This is a genomic window from Rhizobium sp. 05L429, from assembly GCF_056397645.1.
Map to the genome: position 1 here is coordinate 67,290 of NZ_JBFTNV010000030.1, position 26,754 is coordinate 94,043.

Below are 26,754 nucleotides of genomic sequence, written 5' to 3' on the forward strand. Positions count from 1 at the left end.
TCGAAATTCTGGACATCAGACACTAAAATGCTGGCGGTCTTCAGCGCCTGCAGCCGTCACGTCGCGCGAGGAATGTCGAGTCTCTGGCCTATATCGGTCGCCAGATCAGTCTGCGTGTAGGATGGCCCCAAAAGCACGCCGTCGATATCGCTGAGCATATCGATTATTGCGTCTTCGAGCGGCGCAATGAAGCCATTGGCCTTTGTCGCCAGCCGGAAAATCCTGACGCCACGCGCTTCACGGATCTCTCCGAAATATTGCAGCTGCCGTCCTGTCCCGTCATCGACGACGATGACGCGGCCGTTGGTCGTCACGCGGATTTTCGGCTCCGGTTCCCGCACGGGCCTGGTGCTGTCGCCTATATGAATGATCAGGCCTTCCGCCCGGGGCACCGGCTTGGGCTTTTTCGATTCCGAATAGCGCCCACCGCTGAACTGGTCGGCCAACCGGGTGATCACGCCACGGTTCTCCTCGATCAGCCTTTTGACTTGCACGTCCTCCCGACGCGGTCCGTCCTGCTTCGAAAATATCTCGACCATGAATCCTCCCAGATCATGTCAGAGCGGACTATGCACCATCTTTCGACAAAAGCGTAGCACAACCCGCAGATACGAGGCAGGAAGTATAAGGCAGCAGAATTGAACTGGGTGGTATCCCGCTATTGCAGAAACACTATTCGTACCACGGTCTCTTGTGGAACTGTGCTCCCATCAAATGTAAGCTCACCGTATGCAGTTTGACAACCAACATAGACAACCTGACGAAGTCTGAAACCGTTCCCATCGCCACGATCGAAAGCGGCGTTCCCTTGCTCGTCATGGCTCGCGATATCATCGCCGACTTCCATCTTGTGATCCGGTGCAAGGCAGAAAATGAGCTCACGCCGTGGATCGACCGCGCCCGTGACAGCCTGGTTTCCTCGTTTGGCAATGGAGTGGCGAAAGACATACAGGCTGTCCGGGCAGCGATCGTCTCACCGTGGTCCAACGGACAAACCGAGGGGCAGATCACCAAGCTCAAGCTGGTGAAGCGCCAGATGCACGGTCGCGGGAAGCTTGATCTTCTTCAAGCCCGCCTGATCGGTGCGACATGAGAGAATTGCACCAAACCTGCGTCAGACAATATTCCACGCCGAAACACACCAGCGCCTACGCCGTGGTCAACCAATCCCATGCTCGGTGCGGCAATACAGTGCAGCTGGGCAGCTCAAAAGAAATCCGAGAAAGCGCGTGGTTTTCATCGCGCATCCTACCGCTCCATTATCAAGGGCGTTGTGCTGACCTTACCTCGGAAACAAAGAAGCCACCGAGGGGTGTCGGCGGCTTCTCAGGAGAAAGTGGGTGAAGGGCTCACTCTCGAACGAAATGATGCCCTTCTGCTGAGTTTGCAGCATCAGCAAAAGGAGCTAACCACGGCAACAGTCACCAGTCGCGTGAAAAAGGCGTGACAGGGGCAGAGGCCCGATCCCTCGTGCTGACCGGGCCTCCCCATTGCCACCTCGTCAAAGCTGAGCATGGCGGTGGGCCACGTACCTTGATCATAATTCGTCGTCAATCACTGGCCGCTGTTCGGGCGGCTTTCGCATGGGCATAGCATTCGCGTTGGAAGGGCAGGGCATAAAAAGGATGTCGGACGATATGAGCAACAACAGCGATGCACGCCGGCCTGTACAGATGCCATCACTGCCCAGCTCGGCTCTGCATCGCAGCTTCCGTCATCTTCTGGCTGTGATTAACGTGTCCTGACCCTAGACGGGTTTCTTGCTTGTCAAGCAGACACATATAGGCCGCCTGAGCTGGTTCGGGAAATTTGAACAGCGGGGATAAGTGGAATTTCTGCCTGGCTTCGGCTTAAATGCCAGGAACAGGAGATACCATGACGAAATGACCGCGCGGGAACCATAGCCCGGCTGTCCGCTAAACGTTATGGATCGAGCGCACGTCGATTGGCAATCGAGATCAGATCCTTGAAGTGAACGAGAATCTTACCTTCGCGACTGGCGTCCTCCACTTCCCAGCCGAATTTCCATGCATCGTGACGTGCAAGCCAATCTCCGAGAGCGCTGGTATCACCACTAGGCATCCTATGGGCCGCGAGGTATGGGTTCTCGTGAACCTTCAGTCCAAGCACCCGCCCCCTTGAGCCTGCTTCCTGCAAATCTATCAATTCTTCGATTGTCATAATGCGCCCCCACGGTGTCGGCGACGGTAGCATCGTAGCTGGCGCATGCAAGTGAATGCTAAAATATGGGTTAACTTGGCACAGTTGCGGGGGGGGGGGTGACCGCTCCTGGCTACTGTTCGTCCTATCTGCAGGACGACAGACCGCCGCATTCATATGCATGCCGGACTGGTAGGCCTAGCGCCGCGTCCGGCGATTTCTGACTCACTGAAATCAACGTTTGTCGACTCTTATCGGCAAAGATCATCATATTGATTTTGAGATGTAATTTAAAACCTCGGGAGGTCGTGGCCAGCGCCGATTATGACCCAAAGCGCTAAGGCCTTCCACTGGGACCCTCGGCGACTTTCGAATCCGTAGCGGACGAATACCCAGTGTGGAGAAGGTCGCCGATCTGCGAGGAGTACGATGCTCCAGAAGGTATTCGGTGGCCCGCCCGATCAACTACCGGCTTTGTCCCGCTTTCGTGCATTTGAAGGCGTCTCGCCGACGCGTAATCCCACAACTCATGCTCCAGAAGAGATCGCGATCGCCAATCCGTCGCCACGTGGATCATGCGCGCCGGTCGCCATGCCATCCTCGTCGATAGTGATGGCGCCGGCCTGCCCCGCAAGCGGACTCTGCGCCTCGATCGGTGATAGTACATGGCCTCGTGCGGCCAGTTCGGCAAGAACCGCTTCGCCGGCATCTCCTTCCAGTTTCAGGCTGTCGCGGCTGTCAGAAAAGGTCTTGCCGAGAAGGAACCGCGGGCCGGCGAGTGCTGCTGCCGGCTGTTCGCCAAAATCGATCAGCCGGGTCAGTAGCATCGCCAGTGTCTGCGGTTGGCCGTCGGCGCCCTGCGTGCCATAGAGCAGGGCGGGCCTGCCGTTGCGCAGACCGAGGCCGGGGTTCAATGTATAGAAAGGCCGTTTGCCGGGGGCGATGCCATTGACATGCTTGAGATCTGGCGAAAAGGCTGCACCACGGTTCTGCCAGAGAATGCCCGTATCGCCGACGACCACGCCGCTGCCCCAGTCGAAATAGGTGCTCTGCAAGACGCTGACGCTGCCGCCCTCGGCATCGGTTGCGGCGAAGAATACCGTATCGCCATTGCGAAAGGGTGCCGGCCATTCGAGCGCTCGTGCGGGATCGATGGATGCCGCCGCCAGTGCAAGATGCCGCATGCTCAGCCATTCCTCCACCGGCTGCGGCGCGACATCGGGGTCGGCAATGTCGCCGCGGTCGAGGAAGGCGCGTTTGACGGCTTCTACGCAGAGATGCAGATGGTCGGCGCTGCCGGCTGAATAGGCGGCGAGATCGAAATGGGCGAGAATGCCCATGATCGCAAGTGTCGACAGGCCCTGTGTTGGCGGTGGCGGCGCAAGCAGCTCGAAATTGCGATAGGAGAGACTGATGGGCGCGACCTCGCGCGTGCGGGTGGCCTTGAGATCATGGCTGGTCAGGGGAGAGCCGGCAGCCTGCAGCCCCGCAGCAATCCTCGCGCCGAGTTCGCCCTCGTAGAAGGAGCGTGGTCCATCGTGGGCAATCAGCGAAAGCGACCGTGCCAAGTTCTCCTGCCGGAACAGGCTGCCTGTTTTCCGCGTTGCGTCGTTCGGCATGAAAAGGGCGGCAAAACCGGGCCAGTTGGCGGCTTCCGCCTGCCGGAAGGCAAGCCAGAAACTTTGCGAGCGTGTGATCGGAAAGCCCTCTTTCGCATGACGGATCGCATCGGCAAGCAAGACAGGAAAATCGATCCTTCCGCCCCAGTGCCGCGCGGAATAGTCATGCGCGTGCTGCCAGGCATCGACGGCGCAGGCCGAGGTCAGCGCGGAAAGCGGTCCGCGCAGCGGAATGCGTCCGTCGAAATCCGGCAATTCTCGTGCCGCTTGGCCGATGCCGAGAAAACATGTTTTCCGCCCGCTGCGATCGGCAACGATCCAGACGGAGTCGCCGCCGAGCCCGCAGAAATGCGGATAGACGACGGCAATCGTGCTGCCGATGGCGATCGCAGCTTCCAGCGCGTTGCCGCCGCTCCGCAGGATTACCGCGCCCGCCTCGCTCGCCAGAGTATGCGGAGACGTCACCATGCCGCCGCGTCCGACCGCCTGTTTTGTGGAGTTCCGGTTTTCCGCTGTCACCAAGCTCAAATCCCGACCCGTCTATGGTCTGTAAAGCGCACGATAGGTCCGATAGCCCTTAGCATAAATCGCCGCATTGTCAGGATTGGGTACGATCCTTTCACCTTGGCCGACAAAGGCGGTCACGCCGGACCAATCCTCGGTCAGTCCGGCGCCGATTGCCGCCGCCCAGGCGACGCCGAGGCAGGAGCCGGGATGGCCAGTGAGGCCCTGCAGCGGCTGCTGGAGCACATCGGAAACGATCTGCATCCATATCCGGCTCTGTGAACCCCCGTCTGAAACGATGAAACGCGTCGTCGGATGGCCGATGTCGTTCAGCACGTCGATATGATGACGCAGCGCATAGGCGTAGGCTTCCAGCATCGCCCGCCAGAGATGGCCGATATGATGCGACAGCGTCAGTCCTTCGATCAGCCCGCGCGCGCCGGCATCGTGGATAGGCGTCTTTTCGCCGAGAAAATAGGGCAGGATCGTTAGCCCGTCCGCGCCAGGGCCGCATCCCGCGGCCAGCCGGTCGAGATAGCGGTGCATGGATATTCCCTCCGTCTTCGCCGCGATCTCCTCGCGTCCGGCGAAGGTGCTAATGAACCAGTTAAGCGCCGAGCCGCCGGTCGACATGCAGCCGTTCGGCATATAGAGCCCCGGAACCAGGTGATAGTCGAGGAACATGCGTGGATCCGGTCGCACGACATTGGTCGCCGTCAGGATATCCACCGCGCCCCCGAATTTCAGCAGCACGTCGCCCGCCTTGTTGATCCCCGCGCCGAAGGCCGACGCGATCATGTCGGCCGCCCCGCCGATGACGGGCGTTCCGGGTGCGAGCCCCGTCACCTTGGCAGCTTCGTCCGTCACAGCGCCAAGAATCTTATGCGATACGGCCTTCCCAGGAATGGCGTCCCGCCGAATTCTGGCGAGCCGGATCAACTCGTCGTCGAGCATGTCGGTATTGATATCAACAAAACCCGCTTCAAGCGCCCAGTTCTGCTCGATGGCCCTCTCGCCGGTCAGTTTCCAGTTGATGAAATCGTAGGACCCCATGACCGTGGCAATACGCTCGAAAACAGCAGGCTCGTGCCGGGCGATCCAGCGAAGCTTCGCTGTCACCAGCTGCTGATTGATGCCGTTTCCCGCTCTGGCGAGAAAATCCGCCTCATCCCACTCGGCCCTAAGTTCCTCGACCTCCTCGCCGCAACGCCCGTCACTCTGCTGGATGCTGGGCCTCAGCACCCAGCCGGCGTCGTCAAGCAGCACGACGGCCGGCAGCATGCCGGTCACGCCAATGGCCGAGATTTGCCCGGCCTCAATCCCGCTGGTTGCAATCAGTTCCCTGGTGATCTTGCAGACATTCGCCCACCATTCGGCCGGGTCTTCCTCTGCCCAGCCATGCTGAGGCGAAAGAAGCGTCGAAGGCCGCGAGGTGAGCCCGAGCACGCGGTTCGGCAGCTCGATCAAGATGCCGATGGTGGAGGTGGTGCCGATATCGAGACCGAGCGTGATGGACATGGCGGCTCCTGTCGTTCAGCGCAGCGTTTCGACGATCTCCATGAAGCGCTTTACCCGGTCGCTGTCGACAGGGTTCCACGTATTGCCGTCAACCTTGAAATGCGTGCCGATGATGACGCCGCTGGCAACGCTCAATATATCGCGCACATTGTCTTTATTGACGCCGGTATTGGCAAAGACGGGAACATCCTTGGCCGTCTCGCAAACGCGCCTGAGGTCCGATTGATCGACGGCTTGTCCAGTCAGTGGTCCCGAAACCAGGATGGCATCGGCGAGCGACGAGAACACGGCGCTCTTCGCCCTGAGTTCAATCGGTCGCTGGTCCAGCGAATGGGCAAATTCGGCGTTAATGTTGAAGAGCATCTTCATGTCATCGCGGCCGAGGCTATGTCGCAGCCGTGCCGCCTTGGCGCAATCCGGCTGCCAGATGCCCATGTCTGATGCGAAAACGCCGGTGAAGATCTCGCGAACGAAGCTCGCGCCCGTCACTGCCCCGATCGCAACGCTTGCAGAGGGGTCCCAGAGATAATTGACGCCGAACGGCACGGTCAGATGCGGCTTCACCCGCTCGACGATCGAGGTCATCGCCGCCAGCCCTTCCGGCGGTGCCTGGAAGACGTAGGGCCGGTCATTCTCGTTGCCGAACATGATGGCGTCGACACCGCCCGCCTGCAGCTTCTCGATATCGGACAGAACGTCGTAGACGAGCTTGTTCAGCCCGCCGGCGGCATTATAGGCGGGCGAGCCGGGCAGGGCGCCGATATGCGCCATGGCGATGACCGCCTTCTTCTTGACGCCGAAAAAATCGAAAATCATGCGGAAACTCCCTGAAGCCGAATCTGTGGGACGTGCATCCGTGGGGTGGATGCGGGAAGGGCACATCAAAGCAGCGGCTGCTCCTCGGGCGCGATACGCACCTCGACGCCGGCGGCGGCGAGCGCATCGGCAAGGTCGGCCGGTGGCATGGCGTCGGTGATCAGCATGTCGAATTGCTGCAGCGGCGCGATATGCACCAGCGACATACGCTTGAACTTGGTAGAATCGCAAAGCACCACCTTTTGCGTGGCGCGGCGCAAGTAGACCCGCTTCATGTCGGTGTCCTCGAAGGAATAGTCGTAGATTCCCTGCGCTGTGATCCCCGACACGCCGACGAAGGCGATGTCGAACCAGAGTTCCTCGAATTGAGAAACGGCCGACTGGCTACTGATCGCCATCTCCTCGCCACGCATGCGCCCGCCGGGCAGGTAAACCTCGCCAAAGCCGGTCCCTAGCTGCACTGCGTTGCGCACGCTGTTGGTGAAGATCTTCGTATGCGGCTGGTTGATCAGCAGGCCGGAAAGCAGATAGGTCGTGGTGCCGACGTCGAGCGCCAGGGTGCGCGCGCCGGCGGCAATGCCTGCCGCGGCCATCGCAATGGTCCGCTTCGAGCCGGCATTGCGCGTCAGCCGGGATTCGAAAGTCGGTTCCTCGCGGTCCACAGCCTCACTGGCGATCGGCTCGAAAGTCTTGCCGCTACGCACTGCGCCGCCGTGGGTGCGCACCAGTCTGCCGTCCTTTTCGAGTTCGATCAGGTCGCGGCGGACAGTCATTTCCGAAACGGCAAGCTGGGAGGCGACGTCACTGACGGAGACCGCGCCCTTGCGCGCCAGTGTCTCCAGGATGCGTGCATGCCGCACCTGGGCCAGAACTTTCGGTTTTTCCGCTGTCGCGACCATCTGATGTTCTGCGTCCATGATGCCGTTATTATCCTCCCGCGATCGCAACTCGTGGCTACGATTGTCTGATTGTTGCTTCCTGTGTATCGAATAATACGAACAAATTCAAACACAAATTTTTCTTGTTGTGTGGGATTTTGTTGATATATGATCGATGGTGTTTCCATTCCATGAGGGCGGGCAATGCAGTCTCCGAGCTTTCCAGAACTGTCCGGTAAGCGTGCGATCGTAACAGGCGGGGCGACAGGGATCGGGCGTGCAATTGCGACCGCTCTCTCTCGCCAGTCTATCCAGGTGGCGATCTGCGACATCAACCTGGCTGCGGCCGAACGGACGGCGGCCGAGATCGGCAACGGTGCCACCGCGCATGCGATCGACGTTCGCAGGCGCACCTCTGTCGAGGCGACCTTTTCCGAGGTGGTCGAGAGGACGGGCGGCTATGATATCCTCTGCGCCAATGCCGGTGTCTCCACTATGCAACACGCGCTGGAACTGACCGACGAGGAATGGGACTATAATTTCGACGTCAACATTCGCGGCATCTTCCTGACCAATCAGATTGCCGCCCGCCGCTTCACGGGCATGGGCACCGGTGTCATCGTCAACACCGCGTCACTTGCCGCAAAGATCGGCGCGCCGCTGCTGGCGCATTATTCCGCCAGCAAGTTTGCCGTGCTCGGCTGGACGCAGGCGCTCGCCCGCGAGCTTGCAGCTTCGGGCATTCGCGTCAACGCCGTCTGCCCGGGCTTCGTCAAGACTGGCATGCAGGAACGCGAGATTGCCTGGGAGGCGAGCCTGCGCGGCGTCACGCCCGAACGCGTCGTTGCGGATTATATCGCCCAGACGCCGCTCGGCCGGCTGGAAACGCCTGAGGACGTCGCCGATGTCGTCGTTTTCCTCTGCTCTAATTCGGCTCGCTTCATGACCGGGCAGGGCGTCAACGTCACCGGCGGGGTCTACACCACCTGATCCGTCCAGGATCTGCGACAGGCCTCCCGTTCAGCAAGGAAAAAGCATGGCTGAAATCGTCTTCGACCGAATCAGCAAAAGCTATGGCGATGGCTATGCGGCGATCCGCAACCTGAACATGACTATCCGCGACGGCGAATTCCTGGTTCTCGTCGGCCCCTCCGGCTGTGGCAAGTCGACGGCACTGCGCATGATCGCCGGCCTCGAAGAGGTCACCGATGGTCGCCTGACGATCAACGGCGTGGTCGTTAACGACCTCGCTCCGCGCGATCGTGATATCGCCATGGTCTTCCAGTCCTACGCGCTTTACCCGCATCTGACGGTCGCCGAGAATATCGGCTTCGGCCTTCGCGTCCGTGGCCTCGACAAGGCCGACATTGCCCGCAAGGTGCAGGAGACGGCGAAGCTCCTGGAACTCGAGGACTATCTCGCCCGCAGGCCCGCCCAGCTCTCCGGCGGCCAGCGCCAGCGTGTCGCCATGGGCCGGGCGCTCGCCCGCAGCCCTCATGCTTTCCTGATGGATGAGCCGCTTTCGAACCTTGATGCCCGTCTGCGCAGTCAGATGCGCGCCGAAATCGCCCGCATGCAGAAGATGTCGGGCATCACCACAGTCTATGTCACCCATGACCAGGTCGAAGCCATGACCATGGGCGATCGCGTCGCCGTCATGAAAAGCGGCCTCCTGCAGCAACTCGGCATGCCGCGCAGCCTCTATGATCAACCGGCCAATCTCTTCGTCGCAAGTTTCATGGGCTCGCCGGCGATGAACCTGCTGGCGGCCGATCTCGTCACGACGGAAAATGGACCCGAAGCCCGCTTCGGCCGAACCTCCATCCTTTTCTCGGGCGACGTGCTTGCCGAGCGGCCGCGGATCGCCTCCGCTGCAGGCCGTGCTGTCGTACTCGGCATCCGACCGGAAGCCTTCCAGCCGATCGATACCGGTGGTTTGGCCGGAACTGTCGCCATTGTAGAGGATCTTGGCGCCAACCTGCTCATCCATGTCGATGTCGAGGCGGCCGACCGGCTGAAATCGCTGTCGGCGGAGGAGGATGACGTGGCATTGTCTGCCCCGCGCCTGCGCGTCATTGTTGACGGCACCAAACGCGTGAAGATCGGCGAGCGCCTGTCGCTTGCCGCCGACCCCGCCCGCATCCATGTCTTCGATGCCGCGACGGAAGCGGCCATTCGCGGCTGAGGCGTGTCTCTTTAACGCGCGTCGCGCCGAATCGGACTCATACGACGCGCTTTAGATCTTTGTTTTTATGCATGTCGTTGTCCCAAAACCGCTGCGCTTTTGGGCGACATGCATTAGTGAATGCCCTTCGTCAGGCCTTGCACGAAATAGCGGTTGAGGAAGAGCACGATCAGCACGATCGGGATCGTCGAAAAATGCGCCAGTGCGCCGAGCGTGCCCCAGGTGATGTCCTTCGTTCCATAGGCTGAAAGCAGCGCCACCGAGATCGGCTTGGAATCGAGCCGGGTGAGGAACATCGGGTAGAGGAAGTCGTTCCAGGAAAACATCAGGCAGAACAACGTGGAGGCGACGACCCCTGAGCGCACCGCCGGCAGCGCCACGCGCCAGAAGGAGCCGAACAGCGTGCAGCCATCCGTCAGCGCTGCCTCTTCCAGCTCTTTCGGCAGGCTGCGGAAATAGGAAAACATCATCCAGGTGACGAAGGACGAATTCAGCATCGCGTTGATGAGGACGACGGCGACCCAGCTGCCGAGCAGGCCGATGTCGCGCATCATCAGGTAGAAGGGGATGAGTGCTGCCACCGCCGGCACCATGCGGATCGCCATGAAGAAATATGCAACGGCAATGGCGTAGCGGCTGGTCGAACGCGCCAGCGCATAGCCCGCCGGCACACCGAGCAGCAGCGACAGGATGACGGAACCGCCGGCGATCAGCAGACTTGACGATACGAGACTCCAGACGTCGAACAGGCGGAAGACAGTCGCGAACTGTTCGAAGGTCGGCACGAAGGTCAATTTCGGTGGGATCGAGAAGATATCGCGCGACGGCTTGTAGGCGGTCGATGCCAGCCATAGGAATGGCAGCAGGAAAAAGGTGAGCATGACAAGGATGAAGGCGCGCTGACCGATGCGACTGAGGGTGGGTGTGCTCATCGCCCGTTCGCCTTTCTGTCCGCCTTGCGTATCAACAGAATGAAGCCTGCCGCGATTACGGCGATGCAGATCAGTGTCAGGTTCGAGATTGCCGAGGCTCGGCCGATATTGAAGAATTCCAGCCCCTGCTTCACCGCATGCAGCATGAGCGTGTTGGTTGCATTGCCCGGACCTCCGCCCGTCGTCACGTAGACGCTGTCGAAGACCCGGAAGGCATCGATGGTGCGCAGCGTCAGCGCCAGCAGGATCGAAGGCAGCATAAGCGGAATGATGATGATCCTCAGACGCTGCAGGGCTGTTGCGCCATCCACTTCCGATGCTTCGAGAATATCGCCCGGCAGCGCTTTCAGGCCGGCAAGCAGGATCAGTGCCACCAGTGGCGTCCATTCCCAGATGTCGACGAAGATAAGGGTCGCCAGTGCCGAACTCGGATTGGCGAAAAGCCCGCGCGGATCGGAAAGCCCGAACTCGGCCAGATAATAACCGATGAGCCCATAGTCGGCGAGCAGCAGCGCCCGGAAAATCAGCCCGACCACAAGCGGTGTGATCGTCACCGGAATCAGGATCAACGCCAGGCAGATCCGGTTGAAGCGGTCGTCGCGCCAGAGCGCCAGCGCAATGGCGAAACCGACCAGCAGTTCGACGGTCACGGCGCCGACCGTGAAGATGACGGTATTGATGAAAGCCCCGCGCGTCACCGTGTCGGAGAGAAGATCGACATAGTTGCCGAGCCCGACGAAGTGCGTCCGTGCCGGCTTCAGCAGATTGTATTCGTAGAGGCTGAACCAGATACCCTGTGCCAGCGGCCAGACGCCGATGACGAGCACGTAGAGGATGGCCGGCAGCGTCATCAGGATGAAGAACAGCCGCCTGCGCTCGAGATAGGAAATGCTCAAGGCCGGAGAGGGCTTCAGCGCGGAAGTGAGGGATAGGGTCACGTCATGTCCATCAGGTTCCTGGTTCGATGTCCGTCCCAGAGGGTCGAGCCCAGGGCTCTCCCGATCATGAAGCCGGAGGCGCATCGGATCAATGGTCTGGAAACGGCAGGGGCCGCGACATAGGCCGCGGCCCCTGGGATAACTGACTGGCGGCAACCACAATCAGAATAGCTTCACAGCAGCTTCCTGGGCGGCATCGAGCGCCTTTTTAGGGTCGGCGTTGCCGACGAGGACGTCGCTGACGGCGGTGCCGAGCAGATCCTGAATCTCCGGATATTGCGGGATGCGCGGGCGATATTCGCCGTCGCCATGCTCGAAGGTCTCAGCGATGACGGGCAGGAAGGGGAACTTCGCGAGTAGATCGGCATCGGTCATCTCGCTCTTGCGCAGGAAGCTGCCGGCGCCCATCATGTTGAATTCCTTGTGCACCGGCGGGCTGACCAGCCACTTGATGAAGGCCCAGGCGGCTTCTTTCTGAGGCTCCTTGATGCCGGCGTTGATCGCCATGCCCCAGCCGCCGATGCCGTAGAGCTTCGGCAGGCCGGCACCGCGCGGCGCCGTCGTGATCGCCACCTTATCGACGATCTTCGAGATTGCGGGATCGTAGTAGCCAGGGGCGCCGACCGACCATGTCTGCATGGTCGCGGCAATGCCCTGGCGGAAGCTTTCCTCGCGTCCACCCCAGTCGTAATTAACGGCACCTGGAGGAGCCGCTTTCATGAATAGATCCTTGTAGACGGTCAGGCTCTTGATATTGGCTTCGGAATTCAGTGCCGGCTTGCCGTCGGAGCCGAGGATCGAACCGCCCATCTCGGTATTGTACTGCATCCAGTCCTGGGCGACCGCCGGGCCTTTCTGGCCATTGGCGACGAAGCCATAGGTCTTCTTGCTGGCGTCGGTCAACTTATATGCCGCCTCGATCATTTCCTCCATCGTCGTCGGCGCCTTCAGGCCGGCGGCGTCGAAGAGATCCTTGCGATAGGCGAGCACGTTGGCATAACCGGCAAAGGGAAAAGCAACCTGCTTGTCGCCCCAGTGGCCCAATGCGTTGAGAAGCGTCGGATAGATATCATCGAGTTTCAGTTCGGCGGCGTCGCGTTTCATCCACTCGGTGAGGTCGACGGTGTATTTGTTTTCCGCATATTGGCCCGCCCAGACGATATCCATCGTCACCAGGTCATAGCCGCCGGTGCCGCCGACGAAATCGGTCGTGGTCTTGGTCAGCAGCGAGCCGTAGTCGAGAATGTCGACTTTGACGGCGGCGCCCGTCTCCTCAGTAAATTTGGGGGCGATGGCAGCCAGAACGGCTGCGAACTGATCGTTCTGCGAGGCAAGCGTGAGGGTGATGCCTTCATATTTCCTGTCGGCGCCGATGGCGGAGCCCACAAATGCGACGGAGACGAGGCTCGCGATCGCCAATTTTCGTGTGACACTGCTGAGCGATTTCATGTCTGCTCCCCTTTTTTGATTGCTTTGAGGCACTATACATCAAACAAAATCGCACTCAAGCGCACTTGACAAAAAATCGTAAACATTAAAAATCACAAATTAGAACATATTCGCGCATAAATGTCCCTATTTTATGCGCGTTGCATAAAAAATAGCAGGGAGCTGATCATTCCCTGCGCGTTTATACTGTCCTGTCCAACGCGCGTGAGCTGCATATTCATGACGACCCCACCGGATGAGCGCCTGAGAGAGCTGGAACGTCGCGCCCATGATGAAATGGCGCGCATCGAAGCGCTCTGCGCCGACTGGCCGAAGCTGGGCGATGAAGACCGCAAAGACCTGCATTCGGTTGTGATCTGCGGCGCCGGCCTCTCCGGTCTCTCGATCGCCTTCGCCCTGAAGCGGCGCGGTATCAGGTCCGTTCACGTGATCGATCAGAGCGAAGAGGGCCGGGAGGGCCCTTGGATCACCTGCGCCCGCATGCAGACCCTGCGTTCGCCAAAATATCTCTCGGGTCCGGACCTCGGCATCCCGAGCCTGACGCTGCGCTCCTGGTACGAGGCACTGAATGGTGGCGACGCCTGGGATGCACTCGACAAGATCAGCCGCCAGGACTGGATGGCGTATCTCATCTGGTTTCGGAGGACTGTCGGCATCGACGTCGAAAACCGCACGACGCTTTCCTCGATAGATCAGGCGGAGGGCGGACTTGCTCTCACCTTGACGAACGCTGGCGGCACCAGCCGCACAATCACCTGTCGTCATCTGGTAATGGCGACCGGTATCGACGGCTGCGGCGGGCCGCGCATACCCGCGATGGTCAAGACGCTGCCGAAATCCGCCTGGACGCATAGCAACGAGCCGATACCGATCGATTTCCTCAAGGACAGGAATGTTGCGATCCTTGGCGGTGGCACGTCGAGCTTCGACTGGGCGGTGGCGGCGCTCGAAACCGGGGCTCGGGACGTGACGATGTTTGCGCGAAGCGCCGATCTGCCGCGCACCGAGGTTCTTGCCTGGACAAACTTTCCCGGTTTTCTCGGCCATTTCGCCGACTTGCCGGATCTGGAGCGCTGGCGCTTCGCAAATCTCTACTTCAACTTCAAGGTGCCGCCGACCCAGGAGCAATATGACCGGGCCTGCCGCCATCCCGGCTTCACGATGCAACTCGGCTGTGATGTACGCGAGCTCTCGATGGACGGCGGCAGGTTCAGGCTGACGACCGAAAATGGCATCTTCCATGCCGATCACCTCCTCCTCGGCACCGGCTATGAAGTTAATTTCGCGCTCAGGCCCGAGCTTGCCGGCCTCGTCGCGACCGCTGCGCTTTGGAAGGACCGTTTCCAGCCACCGCAGGGAGAGGAGAATGCCATGCTTGCCGGCCATCCCTATCTTGGCCCCGGTTTCGAGCTCACGCCCAGATATGCCGAAGCCAGCTGGGTCTCGCGCATCCATATGTTCAATGCCGGCGCGCTGGCGAGCCTCGGCCCGATCAGCAATGGCGTCACCGGTCTTAAATACGGCGTGCCGCGCATTGTCGACGCCCTGGTGAAAGCGCTGTTCATCGGGGATTCCAACCGGTATCTTGCAGCATTGGCCGCCTATGACGAACCGCATTTCGATCCTGGCATAGACGAGGACGCCACGACACCAAGGGAGGTTTTGGCATGAGACAGGCTGCCGCTACTCAACTTTCGGGATTGGAGACCATCCTTTTGCGGGCACGCGAGGACAGCGTCGAATTTCCCTATCTGCTGGCCAACCACGTTCCGATGGTGCTGATCGCGCTTGATCGACTCGGCGCCTCGCCGGAACGGCTGGAACAATGGTACGAGCAGTATCGTGAGAGCCATGCACTCCCGCCTGTGCCGCCATCGGTCGCCCCGATTATCGGGGCAGCCTGGACCGAGGCGCTCGGCGACCGCACGCGTGAGGCGGATTACCGTGCCTTCTTCATCGGCGAAACCCGCCGGCTCGGCATCGATACCGTTATCCGCACCTATCTGCCCGCCATGGTGAACGGCGTTGCCGGCAGCGCCATGCATCCTCTGATGCGTCTTGCCTATGGTGTCCTCAAGAAGGACGACGAGGAGGTCGGCACCGCGCTCGGCTACTGGGCGGCCTGTTATCTGCCGCTGCCATCAGCGACCGGTGCCGCTCCCGATACGGACGATCCGGGAAAGATCCTTGCCGATGTCGGCAATATCGAAGGCATCCGCGATTATGAGCCTGAAACCGATCTGCTCTGGCATAATATCCGCGCCGTCGCAGCACTTCCGGGCTTCCGTCCTGTTATCGATCGCCTGGCTTTCGGCGCCGATTCACCGCGCCGCATGGCCGCGACCTCGCTCGCGCTCTTTGCCGGAACCATGGATTTCTCCGCACTTCATTCCGTCACCGGCATGCACTGGCTGCGCCTCGTCTCTCCGCACCTCGAAAATGCCGAGCCCTTTTATCGCGCCTTCTGGCAGGTGATCGCCTCGCTGGTGCCGAAGATCGGCTTTCCACCTCTCCCCACCGCCGAGGCACTGGAAGAAATGCGCAGCCGACAGGCGCCCGTCTGGGCTGAGATCAAACGCGCCGCGGTTTCCTCGGACGACGAACACGATGTCAGCCTGGTCTTTTCCGCCCTGCAGGAGGAAGAGGTGTGGAAGGATCCGCTCTATCGCGTCGTCGCGGCGCGCAGGGTCGGGCTGATTGCATAGCGAATGATGGAAGAATTGATGATGCCGAGCCTCGTAGTCGAAAACGCCAGGACCGAAGCTGGCGAGATCGTCTCACTCGTTCTGGAGAATGACCGGATCGCCGCGCTCGGTCCGAATGCGGCCGCCGGCATCGACCCCGTAGTGCCGCGTTTCGATGCTGCCGGCGGCCTGCTTTGCCTTCCCTTCGTTGACGGTCATATTCATCTCGACAAGACGCTGATCGGCTTGCCTTTTATCCCGCATATCCCCGGCGATACGGTCGCCAAGCGCATCGAGGCGGAAAAATCCCTGCGGCGCACGGTGGCTCTGCCGGTCGAAGCCCGCGGCGGCGCCCTGCTGGAGAAACTTGCAGCCTATGGCACGCTCTCCGTGCGCAGCCATGTCGATATCGATACCGAAGTTGGCCTGAAAGGCCTCGAGGCCGTGCTTTCACTGAAGCAGAGCCATGTTCATCTCGTCGACATCCAGACCGTTGCCTTCCCGCAATCCGGCGTGCTGCGCGATCCCGGTACCGCGGGGCTGCTCGATGCGGCCATTGCCGCCGGCGCCGATCTCGTCGGCGGCCTCGATCCGGCCGGCATAGACAATGACGTGACCGGCCATCTCGATGCGATCTTCGCCGTCGCCGGCAGATACGGCGTCGGGCTCGATATCCATCTGCATGACGGGGGCGCACTCGGCGCCTTCGAGCTTCGCCAGATCGCTGATCGCACGGCCGCACTCGGCCTTGAAGGCAAGGTGGTTGTCAGTCACGCCTTTTGTCTCGGCGAGTTGGAAGATGCCGATTTCGGCCGCACGGCCGCCGCACTCGCCAGGTCGGGCGTAGCGATCATGACCAGCGCGCCGGGACCCGTGCCCATGCCGCCGATCAAGCGGCTTGCCGCCGCAGGCGTCCGGCTCTTCTGTGCCAACGACAATATCCGCGACGCCTGGTCGCCTTTCGGCAATGGCGACATGCTGGAGCGTGTCGGCATTCTCTGCGATCGCCAGGATTTCCGTTCGGATGAGGATCTGGCTGCGGCCTTCCGCCTGGCGACGCAGGCGCCGGCCGAAATCCTCGGCCATGCCGTCGGGCCGCTCCAGGCCGGTTCGCTCGCCGATTTTGTCATCCTGCCTGCCGCGTCGCTGGCAGAGGCCGTCGCTGCCCGTCCCCTCGATCGTACCGTCTTCCGCGGCGGCGCCATCATCGCCCGCGGCGGCCGGCTCGTCGTCTGACTTTTCCATTCACGCATGGCGCATGGGAGCATCGCTGATGAAGGGCCGACTCTGGATACAATCACCGCTCGCTATCATGGCCGAGGACGCTGGAGGCGGCATTGTCATCGAGAATGGCCGCATCATCGAGCTGGTCGCGGCGGGACGGCAGCCTGCTGCCTCGGTTGATGCACGCTTCGACGCCAGCCGCCACGTCGTCATTCCGGGTCTCGTCAACACCCATCACCATATGTTCCAGACGCTGACGCGCGCCCATCCGGCGGCAATCAACAAGTCGCTCTGGCCGTGGATCCGCGCACTTTACCCGATCTGGGCGAAGAGCATGACGCCCGAAGCCTTCCGTCTTGCCGTCCGTCTCGCGCTGACCGAGCTGCTTCTCTCCGGCTGCACCACCACCTCAGACCATCATTATCTCTACGCAACTGGCCTCGAAGACGCGATGGATGTGGAGGCCGAGGAGGCGGCCCGTCTCGGCATGCGCATTACGCTGACGCGGGGCAGTCTCAACATCAAGGATCAGCAGGGTGTCATTTCGCCCGCCAATGTCGTGCAGGATGACGACACGATCCTCGCCGACAGCGAGCGCGTGCTCAGGCGCTATCACGACCGCTCCGAAGGGGCGATGACGCAGGTGGCGCTCGCGCCCTGCGCGCCGTTCGACGTCACGCTGGAATTAATGCGCGAAACGGCGGCGCTGGCGGAACGCTACGATTGCCGGCTCCACACCCATCTGGTCGAGACCAAGGCGGAAGCCGAATTCTGCCGCAGCAAATTCGCCTGCACGCCGGTGGAATATCTCGACCGCTGCAATTGGCTGAACGCCCGCACCTGGCTCGCCCATGGCATCCATTTCGACGATGCCGAGATCGCCGAGCTCGGCCGGCACGGCGTCGGCATCTGCCATTGCCCGACCTCGAACATGGTGCTGGCATCGGGCATGTGCCGCACCTGCGAGTTGGAGGTTGCCGGGGCGCCAGTCGGTCTCGGCGTCGACGGTTCGGCCTCCAACGACAATTCCAACCTGATGGAAAGTGTGCGCCATGCCCTGATGCTGAACCGCCTGACCTATGGCGCCGAAGCCATCACCCATCTCGACGTGCTGCGTTGGGGAACCGCCGGCTCGGCAAGACTGCTCGGCCGCGACGACATCGGCACCATTGCGCCCGGCCGCCAGGCGGACCTTTCCTTCTACAAGCTCGACGAATTGCGTTTCTCCGGTGCCGGCGATCCGCTGGCTGCCCTGGTGCTCTGCGGTGCCACCACGGCCGACCGCGTCATGATCGCAGGCGAATGGCGCGTCACCGACGGTATGCCCGCGGGCGTCGATATCGAGGCGCTGATCGCCGATCACAACCGCGTCGCCCGCAATTTCCTTTTGTCCGTCTGAGGAGGCTTCATGGCGATCGACTTCGTCATCCGCAATGCCCGAATGGCCGGCTTGAGCGAACCGACCGACATTGCCTTCGAGGTGGGCCGCATCGCGGCGATTGCGCCTCGTTTCGTCTGCGATGCGCCGCACTATGATGCCGAAGGGAAATTCGCCTGCGCAGGCCTCATCGAAACCCACATCCATCTCGACAAGGCCGGCATCATCAGCCGCTGCAACCTCTGCGCAGGAACACTCGCTGAGGCTGTCAGCGAAACCTCCCGAGCCAAGGCCCTCTTTACCGAGGAAGACGTCTATGCCCGCGCTGCTGCGGTCGTCGAAAAGGCGATCCTCAACGGTACCACCCGCCTGCGTACCTTCGTCGAGATCGACCCGCGTGCCGGTTTCCGCTCCTTCGAGGCGATCAAAAAACTGAAGGCAGACTATGCCGCCCTCATCGACATCGAGATCTGCGCCTTTGCCCAGGAGGGCCTGACGAACGATCCCGGCACGGAGGATATGCTCGAACAGGCGCTGAAGGCGGGTGCAGATCTGGTGGGGGGCTGCCCCTACACCGATCCGGCGCCGGCCGAACATATCCGCCGCATCTTCGATCTCGCCATACGCCACGACGTCGCCGTCGATTTCCACCTCGATTTCGACCTCGACCCCGCAGGCTCCAATCTCCCTGTCGTCATCGCCAAGACCCTTGCGCGCCGTTACCAGGGGCGAGTCTCGGTCGGCCATGTCACCAAGCTCTCTGCTCTGCCGCCGGAAGAGCTGGAGCCGATCGGCCGTCGTCTTGCCGAGGCCGGCATCGCATTGACCGTCCTGCCGGCCACCGATCTCTTCCTCACCGGCCGTAATTCGACCCATCTCGTCCCGCGCGGCGTGACACCCGCTCACCGGTTGGCAGCACTCGGTGTCGTCACGACCATCTCCACCAACAATGTCCTGAATCCGTTCACGCCCTTCGGAGACGTCAACCTGATGCGCATAGCCAATCTCTTTGCCAACGTCGCCCAGATCGGCACCGCCGATGGCCTCGACACTGTCTTCACCATGATCACGACGCAGGCTGCCACCCTCCTGGGAAGAAAGGATTACGGTATTGCGATTGGCAGCGCGGCAGATATCGTCCTCTTCGACGCCCCCTCGGCTGTCGACGCCGTCGCGACAATCGCCCCCGCGAGCGCCGGCTGGAAAAATGGTCGCCAGAGCTTCCTTCGCCCGCGGCCGCAGCTTTTCCTGGAACAAGGCTAGCACCGCACACGCTTCGCGTTAGGTGTCCGGAAGACCATTGGACAAAGGCCGGCGCTCCCTGGACTGAAAGCTGGCCGCGATCGCTCGAGAGCGGCTGGCAGGACGGCGCACGGAATGCTTCGCGCCCTGGCACGAGGGCGACATGGGCAGATCGGTTGCGGTCCGGAAACCCCCGCGGGTGTTCAGGCCTTGTCGCGATAGGCTTTTAGCAGAGCGATGTTGGAGGCGTGTACCTCTTCGTAGGCGGGAATGTAGATCAGCGCGCCGCTCTTGACGTCTTGGCCAACGGCCTCGGACAGGGCCTGGTTCCAGATTTCCGGTTCGGCAACATCCTCGTTCATCGCCTCGACATAGCGGATCGTCGCGTCGATGAACGAAGGCTCGTAGCCGCCGGCAAGGATGCGGTCCGGATCGCCGTGGCAGGGAAGAATTTTTGCGATGGGGAAGGAGCTCAACCGCCTCAGTTCGTCCAGATGTACCGGTAGGGCGGCGGGGTCCGTCATATAGGTAACGGTGTCCTCCAAAGTATCGCCTGCAAACAGTAGTCGTTCTTTCGGCAGCCACAGGACGGTCGCGTCCGCGCTGTGGATGTTGAATTCATGAAGCTCGACCACGCGGCTGCCGACGGTGATCGTCAGGCTGCGGTCGAACAGGGTGTTCGGCATGACGACGGGTTCGATCTTCGGCAGGCGCGTAGCGATCCGCGGCTTTTCCGCTTCGAGAAGGCTTTCAGTCGCGCTGTTGGCGACAATTTCGCAATCGGCAAACACCTCGTTGCCGGCGATATGGTCGTTGTGGAAATGACTGAGGACGACGGTAATCTTCGCCACACCCAGACCTTCCAGATGAGCGCGAATGGCGCGGGCGTGGTCAAGGCTGATATGGGTGTCATAGACCAACGCTTCGTTTCCATCGACGATCGCATAGGAGGCGATGCCGAGGCTGAAGGCGCCGTCATCCAGCCAGTTCGGCCCTTCCGAATAAAGCCGCTTGCCGGCGATACGGCCGTCATAATAGGCAAAAATGCCCGGATAGGGTTCGAATATCCTGAAGTCGTCCAGCATTCCCGTCATTCGATCGTCTCCGTATATCGGCTCCAAGTTCTGATGACCGGGGCACCTATCGCGCCCAGGTCGCATCCCAGAAGGACTGCGGGTCCTTTGCCAGCACGTCGGAAATTGTCGGTGCCGGTCCGGCAATGTGTTTGCCGCCGGTGCGCCCGGTGAGTTCCGCCTTGGCGGCGGCGACCGTTTCCGGCGATACCAGCAATGCAATCGCGGCCATGGCCAGCGCTTCGGATGCCATCAGCGGGCCGGGACTGCTCGACGAATGCCCCGACAGCGCCGTCCAGGCCCAGTGATGGATCGGCACATTGTCCGGATAGGCCCAGTTAACCCGGCCGAGCGGGATTTGCCAGCTGATGTCGCCGTCGTCCTGGCCGTAATAGTCGATGCCGGTGTCGAAATATTCCAGCTCGCGATGCAGCTTGAATGGCTTGCCGGGATCGCAGGCCGCGGAGAGTTCCTCCATCCATGCGATGTCCGCATCGGTCCAGCGCGGCGGGCCGAGTTCCCGAAGGCATTTATCCAGCACGCGGCCGACCGTGTCATTGCCGAGATAACCGCGGCAATTGGCGATCTGCTCGGATACCAGCTCGACACCCTGTTCGGCGGCGATGCGGCTATAGGTGTCATGCATCAGCTTGTAGCCCACCTGCACCATGTCGAAGTCGTAGTGCCGGACGGAAGACCAGAGGCGGACTTCTTCGGGTGTCACGCCGGGCGTGATGCCGGCAAAACGATAGACGTGCTTAAGCTGCAGGTCGGGCACGTCCTGGCGCAGGCGGTCGAATTCCGCATAAGCAGCTTCGGCGGCGAGCAGTGCATTGCGGGTGGCGGTCTTGCCGCCATGGGCACTTTCGCCGATGAACTTGAACTCGCCGCTTGCCATTGCATGACAAGGCCTTGCAAGCGAACCGTTCTGGTAATCGCCATGCGAGGTCAGCACGAGGTCGAGACCGTCGAACACGCCGGCGGCCTGAAGCGCTAGCTTGCCCCAGCCGATCTCTTCGGCCGGGCAGCCGATGATGACGATCTCGCCCCCAAGACCGAGCTCGACCATCGCCTTTGCAGCGACGATACCGGCGCCGGTATTGGCCGGGCCGATATGGTTATGGCCGCAGCCATGACCGGGCTTGCGGCGGTTGCCCTGGCGATAGGGAACCGCATCATTGTAGAGGCTCGGCAGCGCGTCATATTCGATCAGGATGCCGACCTTCGGGCCTTCGCCACTAACAATGCGGGCGATGAACGCCGTCGGCACACCGCCGACACCCCGCTCGACGGTAAAACCGTGCCGTTCGATGAAGTCACAGAGGATCGCCTGCGACCTATATTCCAGTGCCGGCAGTTCCGGCACTTTCCACATCTCGGCAAAAAGCTCTTCGATCTCGGCGGCAAGGCCGGACCAGATGCGGCGCGTCTCCGTGGTCAGGCGATCTGGCATATCAGGCGGCCTTGCCTTGCTTGAAGGAAAGGAAGGCCTCGTTGATCTCGGTTGCCGTGCGGCGGGCGCCGTGCTGAAGATACTCCATGTTGGCGAGGGCTGCGTCATGCGCCTCGATGGAAGACCCGGCGACGCAATCCTCGACAACGCGGCAATGGTAATCCGACTGGTGACCGTCGGCGAAGGTATAATGCACGCAGATATTGGTGAGGCCGCCGACGAGGATCAGCGTATCGGCCTTCAGCCCGCGCAGAAGGATCTGCAGGTCAGTGCCGATAAAACCAGAATAACGGCGCTTGACGATGACATAGTCGTCGTCGCGCAGGCCGACTTCCTCGGCGGCGATCGCCGTGCCCGGCCAGTCTTCGCGCAGATGCATGTCCTCGTCGCCATCCATCTCGCGGCCGTAATCGACGCCGCTCTTGCGGTGGCTTTCCTGCAGGAAGATGATCGGCACGCCGCCTTCGCGCGCGGCATCGATGACGGTGCGGGCCATGCGCATGCGCTCGACTATGCCCGGCATCAGGGGAATGGAGCCATCATCGTCGAAACCGACCTTCTGGATATCAACGACGATCAGCACCGGCTGGCCGACGATCATGGGGTTTTGCTTCTTTGGCATGGGATGCTCCTTGATCTTAAAAACGTGCACCGAGAAGTTTCGGAAGATTGCCCAGGCGGGCGACGGTGATGAAGCCGAAAAGGCCGATCAGCATGAAGAATACGGCGCCGACGCACATGGTCGGTGAGAAGCCGGTGCGCATGCTGGAGAAGATCTTAACCGGCATGGTCTCGGCGGTGAAACCGGCCACCATGAAGGCGATGACATATTCGTTGAGGCTGAAGATCGCGACGAAGATGAAGCTGGACGCGACGAAGGGCAGCACCATCGGTATCGCGACAGTTCTGAGGATGTCGTTGTCGCGGGCGCCCATCGTCCGGGCCGCCTCGACGAGCGACTTGTCGATGCTGGAGAAACCGAGCGAGATCATCACCAGCGGCACGGCAACGAAGGTGACGGCATGGCTGATGACAATGTTCTCGATCTGGCCGACATGCCGGACCGTGCCCCAGAAAAGCAGGAACAGGACGGCGATGACGACCGGCGGCAAGATGAAGGGAACGCCCGCCATTCCCGCCAATATCTTTGCGAAGCGCGAATTGGTCTTCCACTGGCTGTAGGCGATCGGGAAGGCGACGCTGATTGTCAGCAGCGAGGCGGCGATGGCGATGCCGACCGAGCGCATGAAGGCGGTGGTCCAGGCCGGGTCCTGCATGAAGGCAGAATACCAGCGCAGGCTGATATTCTGCGGAGGAAAGGTCATCTGTGCGGTGCTGTTGAAGCTGACGCCGGCGACGATGATCAGCGGTGCCGCCAGGAAAAGGGCCAGGCAGACGAGGAAGATCTGACGCACGGTTTTCTGGATGAACCGGCTCATGACCTATACCCCTTTCCGCCGACCTTGCCGATGATGAGGATCATCGCGCCCGTGACGAGCATGAGGAGAACGGCGATGGCTGCTGCCTGCGGCAAGTTCTGGGCGGAATTGGCGACTTCGCTTATGATGACGCCGATCGTCCAGTTGGCCGGACCGCCAAGCACGAGCGGCGCGACATAGGCGCCGATCGCCATTACGACGGTCGTCAGATAGGCGGTGGCGATCGGCTTGCGCATCAGCGGCAGGAGCACGTTGAAAAAGGCCTGGATCGGCGTGGCGCCCATGGTAGAGGCGGCTTCCATATAAGAGGCATCCATGCGCGACAGGCCTGGATAGATGGTCATCACGTTGAAGGGGATGACGACATAGATGAGGCAGCTGACGACGCCGTAAAAGCTGGGCGTCAGCGAAACGGGCTTGTCGAGCAGGCCGAGGAAGACGGCGATATTCGAGATGCCGACCCGTTTAGACAGGATGATCTGCCAGGAGAAAGTGATCAGTACCTCCGAGAGCGCCAGCGTCGTCAGAAGGCCGATCAGCCAGACGATCTGCGCGTTGCGGCTCATGCGGGTAATGAAATAGGTCGCCGGAAAGGCGATGATCATGCTGAACGTTGCGACCGTCAGCGCCAGCCAGAGCGAGAACGTGAGGCCATTCAGCACCATGGGCTGGAACAGGCTTGCCATCGCCTCGAGCGACCAGCCGCTTCCCTGGTAATAGGCGGGGTCGACGCGGGCGACGCTGACGCGCAAGAGCAGCGCGAAAGGTACGCCGAAAAAGGCGACGATCATGAAGAAGGGCCACGCGAGGCCGGTTGCCACGGAGAGGCGCCGACGGTTCAAACCTTCTTGTCCCGAAACGAGCGACATGGTCAGTCCTCCAGGACTGTCACCGAACCCGGTGCGAAGGAGACAGCAAATTCTCGTACGTCTTCAAGCTCGGCCCAGGCAGCGGGCGCGAGCGAGGCGACGACCTGCCGGCCGTTCCTGTCGAGAAACACCTCGACGCTGGAGCCGAGGTCGCGCACGAAAGTGACGGTTGCGTTCGGTGCGGTGCCGCCGGATTGCTGTCGCGACAGGAGCGTGCTTTCCGGGCGGGCGCAGATCGTGATCTTGTCGCCGGGCTTGAATTGGGAGGGCGCGAGGCAGGTGGCGACGACGTTTTCGCCGATCCGGACATGCTCGCGGTCGACGAGAACGCCTTCGGCAAGATTGCTCTGACCGATGAAGTCGGCGACGAAACGGTTGACCGGCTTGCGGTAGATCTCCACCGGGCTGCCGACCTGCTGCACCTTGCCATGCGCCATGATGACGATCTGGTCGGCGATGGTCATCGCCTCGCGCTGGTCGTGGGTGACGAAGATCGTGGTGATCTTCAGCTTCTGCTGCAGCTGCCGCAGTTCGACCTGCATATGGTCGCGCAGTTTAGCATCGAGCGCGGAAAGCGGTTCGTCCATCAGGAAAAGGAGCGGCTCCTGCGCCAGCGCGCGGGCGATCGCGACACGCTGCCTCTGGCCGCCCGAGAGCTGGTCGACCCGGCGCGACTGCATTCCGGGCAGATCGACGAGCTTCAGAAGCTCGTCGATCCGTTCCTGCTTATGGTGCTTCGCCATCGTGCGATAGCGAAGGCTGTAGCCGATATTGCCGGCCACATCGAGATGCGGAAACAAGGCAAGGGCCTGGAACACCATTCCGAAGTTGCGTTCGTTGGTCGGAACACCGGTAATGTCGCGACCGTCAAGCCGCACCGTGCCGCTGGTCGGTTGCTCCAGACCGGCGATGATGCGCATCAGGGTCGTCTTGCCGCAGCCGGACGGACCGAGGAAGCAGACGAACTTGCCCTGTTCGATCGCAAGCGAGACGTCGGAGACGACCGTATTTGCGCCAAAGGACTTCGTGAGGTTTGAGATTTCCAGGCCTTGCATCATTGCGTCCAGACTTACTGACCAAGCATCTTGAGCATTTGCGCGGAGATGTAGTCGGCGTGCTTCACCTTGGCGTCGGAGGCGACGACGATCGGCTTGCCGGTGCCAGACACCGCGTTGAATTCGTCCGCGGTCAGGTTGAGCTTCGACTTTTCGATCAGCGGCGCGGCGCCGACATTGCGGGCGATCAACTCGTGGCACTCGGGCGTGGCGCTCCAGTCAAGGAAGGCGATAGCGGCATCGCTGACGTCGCCGACCTTCGGCACGCACCAAGCGTTGTAGCCGAGGACTGCGCCCTCCTTCGGGAAGATCGAGGCGACGTCGGTGCCCTCCTTCTTCATGATCATTGAGACGTCGTGGAAATAAAGGCCGCCGACGACTTCGTCGTTCTGGTAGGCGCTCTGCATCGAACCTTCGTCGGTCCACCACAGTTTCGCGTTCGGCTTCAGTTCGGCGATCTTGGCAATGACCTTGTCAATACCTTCCTCGGTGTCGAGCACGGACGGGCCGCCGAAATAGACGGAAGCGACGATATCGAGAAGCACGCTGTTGCCGCCGCCCTGCAGGCCCCAGGCCGAAGCGCGCTGCTTCCACAGTTCGGTCCAGCTGTCCGGCAGCGTTTCGAATTCAGACGGGTTGGCGATCAGAGTGATGTACCAAGCCATGGCGCCGACGCCGTCGACCTTGCCGGCGTCCTCATAAAGGAAGCCGTCCATCAGGTTGCCGATATTCTTCAGCTTGGACTTGTCGACGCTTGCCCAAAGGCCGCGCTGGCGGCCGCGGATGACGTCGGCCTGGCCGGCGCAGCAGATATCCATCGGAGCCGAGCCTGCCTGGATCGCCTGACCGAGCTGGACGAGGAACTGCGCGCTACCCGATTGCGCAATCGACTGGACGGCGATGCCGGTCTGTTTGGTGAAGGCCGGGTAGACGCTCTTTGCAAAAGCTTCCTCGAAAAAGCCGCCGAAGTTCGAGACCCTGAGCGTCGTTGCGGCATAGGAGGGGCGCACGAAGGGTGCGGAAACGAGTGTCGCCGCGGCAAGGCCGCCGGCGGCCTTCAGGACCGATCTGCGCGATATCAACGAGTTCATGTCCTGGCCGAAAGGCGCGGAGGGCTTCCTGGATGCCATGCTGTGTTCTCCTTTGCTGTCCCCTTGAGTGGATGCTGAAGATCTATGCAACGACCATGCCAGTTTTAGAAAAACATTAAAAAACAGTAATTTAATGGTGCAGTTGTGATTTGCTGATTGCTGAAAGTCGACCTGAAATCTTAGAAGTAATAGGCATATGCACAAATTATGATCGTATTGTATGCAATATTGCATACTGTACTCTGTC

Annotated in this window: 23 protein-coding genes and 1 pseudogene; 8 read left to right on the plus strand and 16 right to left on the minus strand. The window is 61.1% G+C overall.

Going from position 1 to position 26,754, the window contains the following annotated elements:
* Window positions 1–56 precede the first annotated feature (56 nt).
* Complete coding sequence (locus tag AC1DNW_RS26420) at window positions 57–539, minus strand: hypothetical protein (protein WP_477854851.1); 483 nt, start codon at window positions 537–539, stop codon at window positions 57–59.
* A gap of 197 nt (window positions 540–736) precedes the next feature.
* Between AC1DNW_RS26420 and AC1DNW_RS26425 the strand changes: the two are divergent.
* Window positions 737–1,093 (plus strand): annotated as a pseudogene (locus AC1DNW_RS26425) (transposase); the annotation flags it as partial.
* A gap of 830 nt (window positions 1,094–1,923) precedes the next feature.
* On the opposite strand, the gene AC1DNW_RS26430 reads toward AC1DNW_RS26425, so the two are convergent.
* The 5 genes from AC1DNW_RS26430 to AC1DNW_RS26450 all read right to left on the minus strand — a co-directional run bounded on the left by AC1DNW_RS26430 (window position 1,924) and on the right by AC1DNW_RS26450 (window position 7,534).
* Window positions 1,924–2,181 (minus strand): CrpP-related protein, encoded by a 258-nt coding sequence (locus AC1DNW_RS26430; protein WP_113297774.1) that lies wholly within the window; start codon window positions 2,179–2,181, stop codon window positions 1,924–1,926.
* A 506-nt stretch (window positions 2,182–2,687) separates the two neighbouring features.
* Complete coding sequence (locus AC1DNW_RS26435) at window positions 2,688–4,247, minus strand: gamma-glutamyltransferase family protein (RefSeq protein ID WP_477854889.1); 1,560 nt, start codon at window positions 4,245–4,247, stop codon at window positions 2,688–2,690.
* A gap of 72 nt (window positions 4,248–4,319) precedes the next feature.
* On the minus strand, window positions 4,320–5,801 hold the full coding sequence (locus AC1DNW_RS26440) for an FGGY-family carbohydrate kinase (protein ID WP_477854852.1): 1,482 nt from the start codon (window positions 5,799–5,801) through the stop codon (window positions 4,320–4,322).
* Window positions 5,802–5,816: 15 nt separating this feature from the next.
* Window positions 5,817–6,617: a BtpA/SgcQ family protein gene (locus tag AC1DNW_RS26445; protein ID WP_477854853.1), complete on the minus strand. Its 801-nt coding sequence runs from the start codon at window positions 6,615–6,617 to the stop codon at window positions 5,817–5,819.
* A gap of 65 nt (window positions 6,618–6,682) precedes the next feature.
* Complete coding sequence (locus AC1DNW_RS26450; RefSeq protein WP_477854854.1) at window positions 6,683–7,534, minus strand: DeoR/GlpR family DNA-binding transcription regulator; 852 nt, start codon at window positions 7,532–7,534, stop codon at window positions 6,683–6,685.
* 165 nt (window positions 7,535–7,699) lie between these two features.
* On the opposite strand from AC1DNW_RS26450, the gene AC1DNW_RS26455 reads away from it, so the two are divergent.
* Entirely contained in the window at window positions 7,700–8,485 is a 786-nt protein-coding gene (locus tag AC1DNW_RS26455; RefSeq protein WP_113297778.1) for an SDR family oxidoreductase, read from the plus strand.
* A 46-nt stretch (window positions 8,486–8,531) separates the two neighbouring features.
* Window positions 8,532–9,680, plus strand: a complete 1,149-nt coding sequence (locus AC1DNW_RS26460; protein WP_477854855.1) for an ABC transporter ATP-binding protein — start codon at window positions 8,532–8,534, stop codon at window positions 9,678–9,680.
* 113 nt (window positions 9,681–9,793) lie between these two features.
* Here AC1DNW_RS26460 and AC1DNW_RS26465 read toward each other — a convergent pair whose 3' ends face one another.
* From AC1DNW_RS26465 to AC1DNW_RS26475, 3 genes are all read right to left on the minus strand, one after another.
* Window positions 9,794–10,612: a carbohydrate ABC transporter permease gene (locus AC1DNW_RS26465; protein ID WP_477854856.1), complete on the minus strand. Its 819-nt coding sequence runs from the start codon at window positions 10,610–10,612 to the stop codon at window positions 9,794–9,796.
* Window positions 10,609–11,550 (minus strand): carbohydrate ABC transporter permease, encoded by a 942-nt coding sequence (locus AC1DNW_RS26470; protein ID WP_113310879.1) that lies wholly within the window; start codon window positions 11,548–11,550, stop codon window positions 10,609–10,611. The genes AC1DNW_RS26465 and AC1DNW_RS26470 overlap by 4 nt, the downstream gene beginning before the upstream one ends.
* A gap of 162 nt (window positions 11,551–11,712) precedes the next feature.
* Complete coding sequence (locus AC1DNW_RS26475) at window positions 11,713–12,999, minus strand: ABC transporter substrate-binding protein (protein ID WP_113297782.1); 1,287 nt, start codon at window positions 12,997–12,999, stop codon at window positions 11,713–11,715.
* A 219-nt stretch (window positions 13,000–13,218) separates the two neighbouring features.
* Here AC1DNW_RS26475 and AC1DNW_RS26480 point away from each other — a divergent pair, with 219 nt between their 5' ends.
* From AC1DNW_RS26480 to AC1DNW_RS26500, 5 genes are read left to right on the plus strand one after another with little or no spacing between them, the layout of a single operon-like run.
* On the plus strand, window positions 13,219–14,670 hold the full coding sequence (locus AC1DNW_RS26480; protein WP_477854857.1) for an NAD(P)-binding domain-containing protein: 1,452 nt from the start codon (window positions 13,219–13,221) through the stop codon (window positions 14,668–14,670).
* Entirely contained in the window at window positions 14,667–15,704 is a 1,038-nt protein-coding gene (locus AC1DNW_RS26485) for a questin oxidase family protein (RefSeq protein WP_477854858.1), read from the plus strand. The genes AC1DNW_RS26480 and AC1DNW_RS26485 overlap by 4 nt, the downstream gene beginning before the upstream one ends.
* A gap of 18 nt (window positions 15,705–15,722) precedes the next feature.
* Window positions 15,723–16,919, plus strand: a complete 1,197-nt coding sequence (locus AC1DNW_RS26490) for an amidohydrolase (protein ID WP_477854859.1) — start codon at window positions 15,723–15,725, stop codon at window positions 16,917–16,919.
* Between the two features lie 37 nt (window positions 16,920–16,956).
* Window positions 16,957–18,306, plus strand: coding sequence for an 8-oxoguanine deaminase (locus tag AC1DNW_RS26495; RefSeq protein WP_477854860.1), 1,350 nt, complete (start codon window positions 16,957–16,959; stop codon window positions 18,304–18,306).
* A gap of 9 nt (window positions 18,307–18,315) precedes the next feature.
* Window positions 18,316–19,548: an amidohydrolase family protein gene (locus tag AC1DNW_RS26500; RefSeq protein ID WP_477854861.1), complete on the plus strand. Its 1,233-nt coding sequence runs from the start codon at window positions 18,316–18,318 to the stop codon at window positions 19,546–19,548.
* A 182-nt stretch (window positions 19,549–19,730) separates the two neighbouring features.
* On the opposite strand, the gene AC1DNW_RS26505 is transcribed toward AC1DNW_RS26500, so the two are convergent.
* The 7 genes from AC1DNW_RS26505 to AC1DNW_RS26535 are packed head-to-tail and all read right to left on the minus strand — an operon-like array spanning window position 19,731 to window position 26,546.
* The gene (locus AC1DNW_RS26505; protein ID WP_477854862.1) at window positions 19,731–20,621 is read right to left on the minus strand and encodes an MBL fold metallo-hydrolase; all 891 of its coding nucleotides are present in this window, start codon (window positions 20,619–20,621) and stop codon (window positions 19,731–19,733) included.
* Window positions 20,622–20,667: 46 nt separating this feature from the next.
* Window positions 20,668–22,053 carry a zinc-binding metallopeptidase family protein gene (locus tag AC1DNW_RS26510; RefSeq protein WP_477854863.1) on the minus strand — a complete coding sequence of 462 codons (1,386 nt, stop codon included), beginning with the start codon at window positions 22,051–22,053 and terminating at the stop codon, window positions 20,668–20,670.
* 1 nt (window position 22,054) lies between these two features.
* A complete protein-coding gene (locus AC1DNW_RS26515) occupies window positions 22,055–22,675 on the minus strand; it encodes a cysteine hydrolase family protein (protein ID WP_477854864.1) in 621 nt (206 codons plus the stop codon).
* A gap of 16 nt (window positions 22,676–22,691) precedes the next feature.
* Window positions 22,692–23,492: an ABC transporter permease gene (locus AC1DNW_RS26520; RefSeq protein WP_477854865.1), complete on the minus strand. Its 801-nt coding sequence runs from the start codon at window positions 23,490–23,492 to the stop codon at window positions 22,692–22,694.
* A complete protein-coding gene (locus AC1DNW_RS26525) occupies window positions 23,489–24,361 on the minus strand; it encodes an ABC transporter permease (protein ID WP_477854866.1) in 873 nt (290 codons plus the stop codon). The genes AC1DNW_RS26520 and AC1DNW_RS26525 overlap by 4 nt, the downstream gene beginning before the upstream one ends.
* A 2-nt stretch (window positions 24,362–24,363) precedes the next feature.
* On the minus strand, window positions 24,364–25,416 hold the full coding sequence (locus AC1DNW_RS26530) for an ABC transporter ATP-binding protein (protein ID WP_477854890.1): 1,053 nt from the start codon (window positions 25,414–25,416) through the stop codon (window positions 24,364–24,366).
* A gap of 14 nt (window positions 25,417–25,430) precedes the next feature.
* Window positions 25,431–26,546, minus strand: coding sequence for an extracellular solute-binding protein (locus AC1DNW_RS26535; protein ID WP_115038086.1), 1,116 nt, complete (start codon window positions 26,544–26,546; stop codon window positions 25,431–25,433).
* Window positions 26,547–26,754 lie beyond the last annotated feature (208 nt).

Bases quoted from the DNA above. Each gene is read 5' to 3' on its own strand.
- AC1DNW_RS26420 (WP_477854851.1), bottom strand. From the start codon at position 539: ATGGTCGAGATATTTTCGAAGCAGGACGGACCGCGTCGGGAGGACGTG.
- AC1DNW_RS26430 (WP_113297774.1), bottom strand. From the start codon at position 2,181: ATGACAATCGAAGAATTGATAGATTTGCAGGAAGCAGGCTCAAGGGGG.
- AC1DNW_RS26435 (WP_477854889.1), bottom strand. From the start codon at position 4,247: ATGGTGACGTCTCCGCATACTCTGGCGAGCGAGGCGGGCGCGGTAATC.
- AC1DNW_RS26440 (WP_477854852.1), bottom strand. From the start codon at position 5,801: ATGTCCATCACGCTCGGTCTCGATATCGGCACCACCTCCACCATCGGC.
- AC1DNW_RS26445 (WP_477854853.1), bottom strand. From the start codon at position 6,617: ATGATTTTCGATTTTTTCGGCGTCAAGAAGAAGGCGGTCATCGCCATG.
- AC1DNW_RS26450 (WP_477854854.1), bottom strand. From the start codon at position 7,534: ATGGACGCAGAACATCAGATGGTCGCGACAGCGGAAAAACCGAAAGTT.
- AC1DNW_RS26455 (WP_113297778.1), top strand. From the start codon at position 7,700: ATGCAGTCTCCGAGCTTTCCAGAACTGTCCGGTAAGCGTGCGATCGTA.
- AC1DNW_RS26460 (WP_477854855.1), top strand. From the start codon at position 8,532: ATGGCTGAAATCGTCTTCGACCGAATCAGCAAAAGCTATGGCGATGGC.
- AC1DNW_RS26465 (WP_477854856.1), bottom strand. From the start codon at position 10,612: ATGAGCACACCCACCCTCAGTCGCATCGGTCAGCGCGCCTTCATCCTT.
- AC1DNW_RS26475 (WP_113297782.1), bottom strand. From the start codon at position 12,999: ATGAAATCGCTCAGCAGTGTCACACGAAAATTGGCGATCGCGAGCCTC.
- AC1DNW_RS26480 (WP_477854857.1), top strand. From the start codon at position 13,219: ATGACGACCCCACCGGATGAGCGCCTGAGAGAGCTGGAACGTCGCGCC.
- AC1DNW_RS26485 (WP_477854858.1), top strand. From the start codon at position 14,667: ATGAGACAGGCTGCCGCTACTCAACTTTCGGGATTGGAGACCATCCTT.
- AC1DNW_RS26490 (WP_477854859.1), top strand. From the start codon at position 15,723: ATGATGCCGAGCCTCGTAGTCGAAAACGCCAGGACCGAAGCTGGCGAG.
- AC1DNW_RS26495 (WP_477854860.1), top strand. From the start codon at position 16,957: ATGAAGGGCCGACTCTGGATACAATCACCGCTCGCTATCATGGCCGAG.
- AC1DNW_RS26500 (WP_477854861.1), top strand. From the start codon at position 18,316: ATGGCGATCGACTTCGTCATCCGCAATGCCCGAATGGCCGGCTTGAGC.
- AC1DNW_RS26505 (WP_477854862.1), bottom strand. From the start codon at position 20,621: ATGACGGGAATGCTGGACGACTTCAGGATATTCGAACCCTATCCGGGC.
- AC1DNW_RS26510 (WP_477854863.1), bottom strand. From the start codon at position 22,053: ATGCCAGATCGCCTGACCACGGAGACGCGCCGCATCTGGTCCGGCCTT.
- AC1DNW_RS26515 (WP_477854864.1), bottom strand. From the start codon at position 22,675: ATGCCAAAGAAGCAAAACCCCATGATCGTCGGCCAGCCGGTGCTGATC.
- AC1DNW_RS26520 (WP_477854865.1), bottom strand. From the start codon at position 23,492: ATGAGCCGGTTCATCCAGAAAACCGTGCGTCAGATCTTCCTCGTCTGC.
- AC1DNW_RS26525 (WP_477854866.1), bottom strand. From the start codon at position 24,361: ATGTCGCTCGTTTCGGGACAAGAAGGTTTGAACCGTCGGCGCCTCTCC.
- AC1DNW_RS26530 (WP_477854890.1), bottom strand. From the start codon at position 25,416: ATGCAAGGCCTGGAAATCTCAAACCTCACGAAGTCCTTTGGCGCAAAT.
- AC1DNW_RS26535 (WP_115038086.1), bottom strand. From the start codon at position 26,546: ATGGCATCCAGGAAGCCCTCCGCGCCTTTCGGCCAGGACATGAACTCG.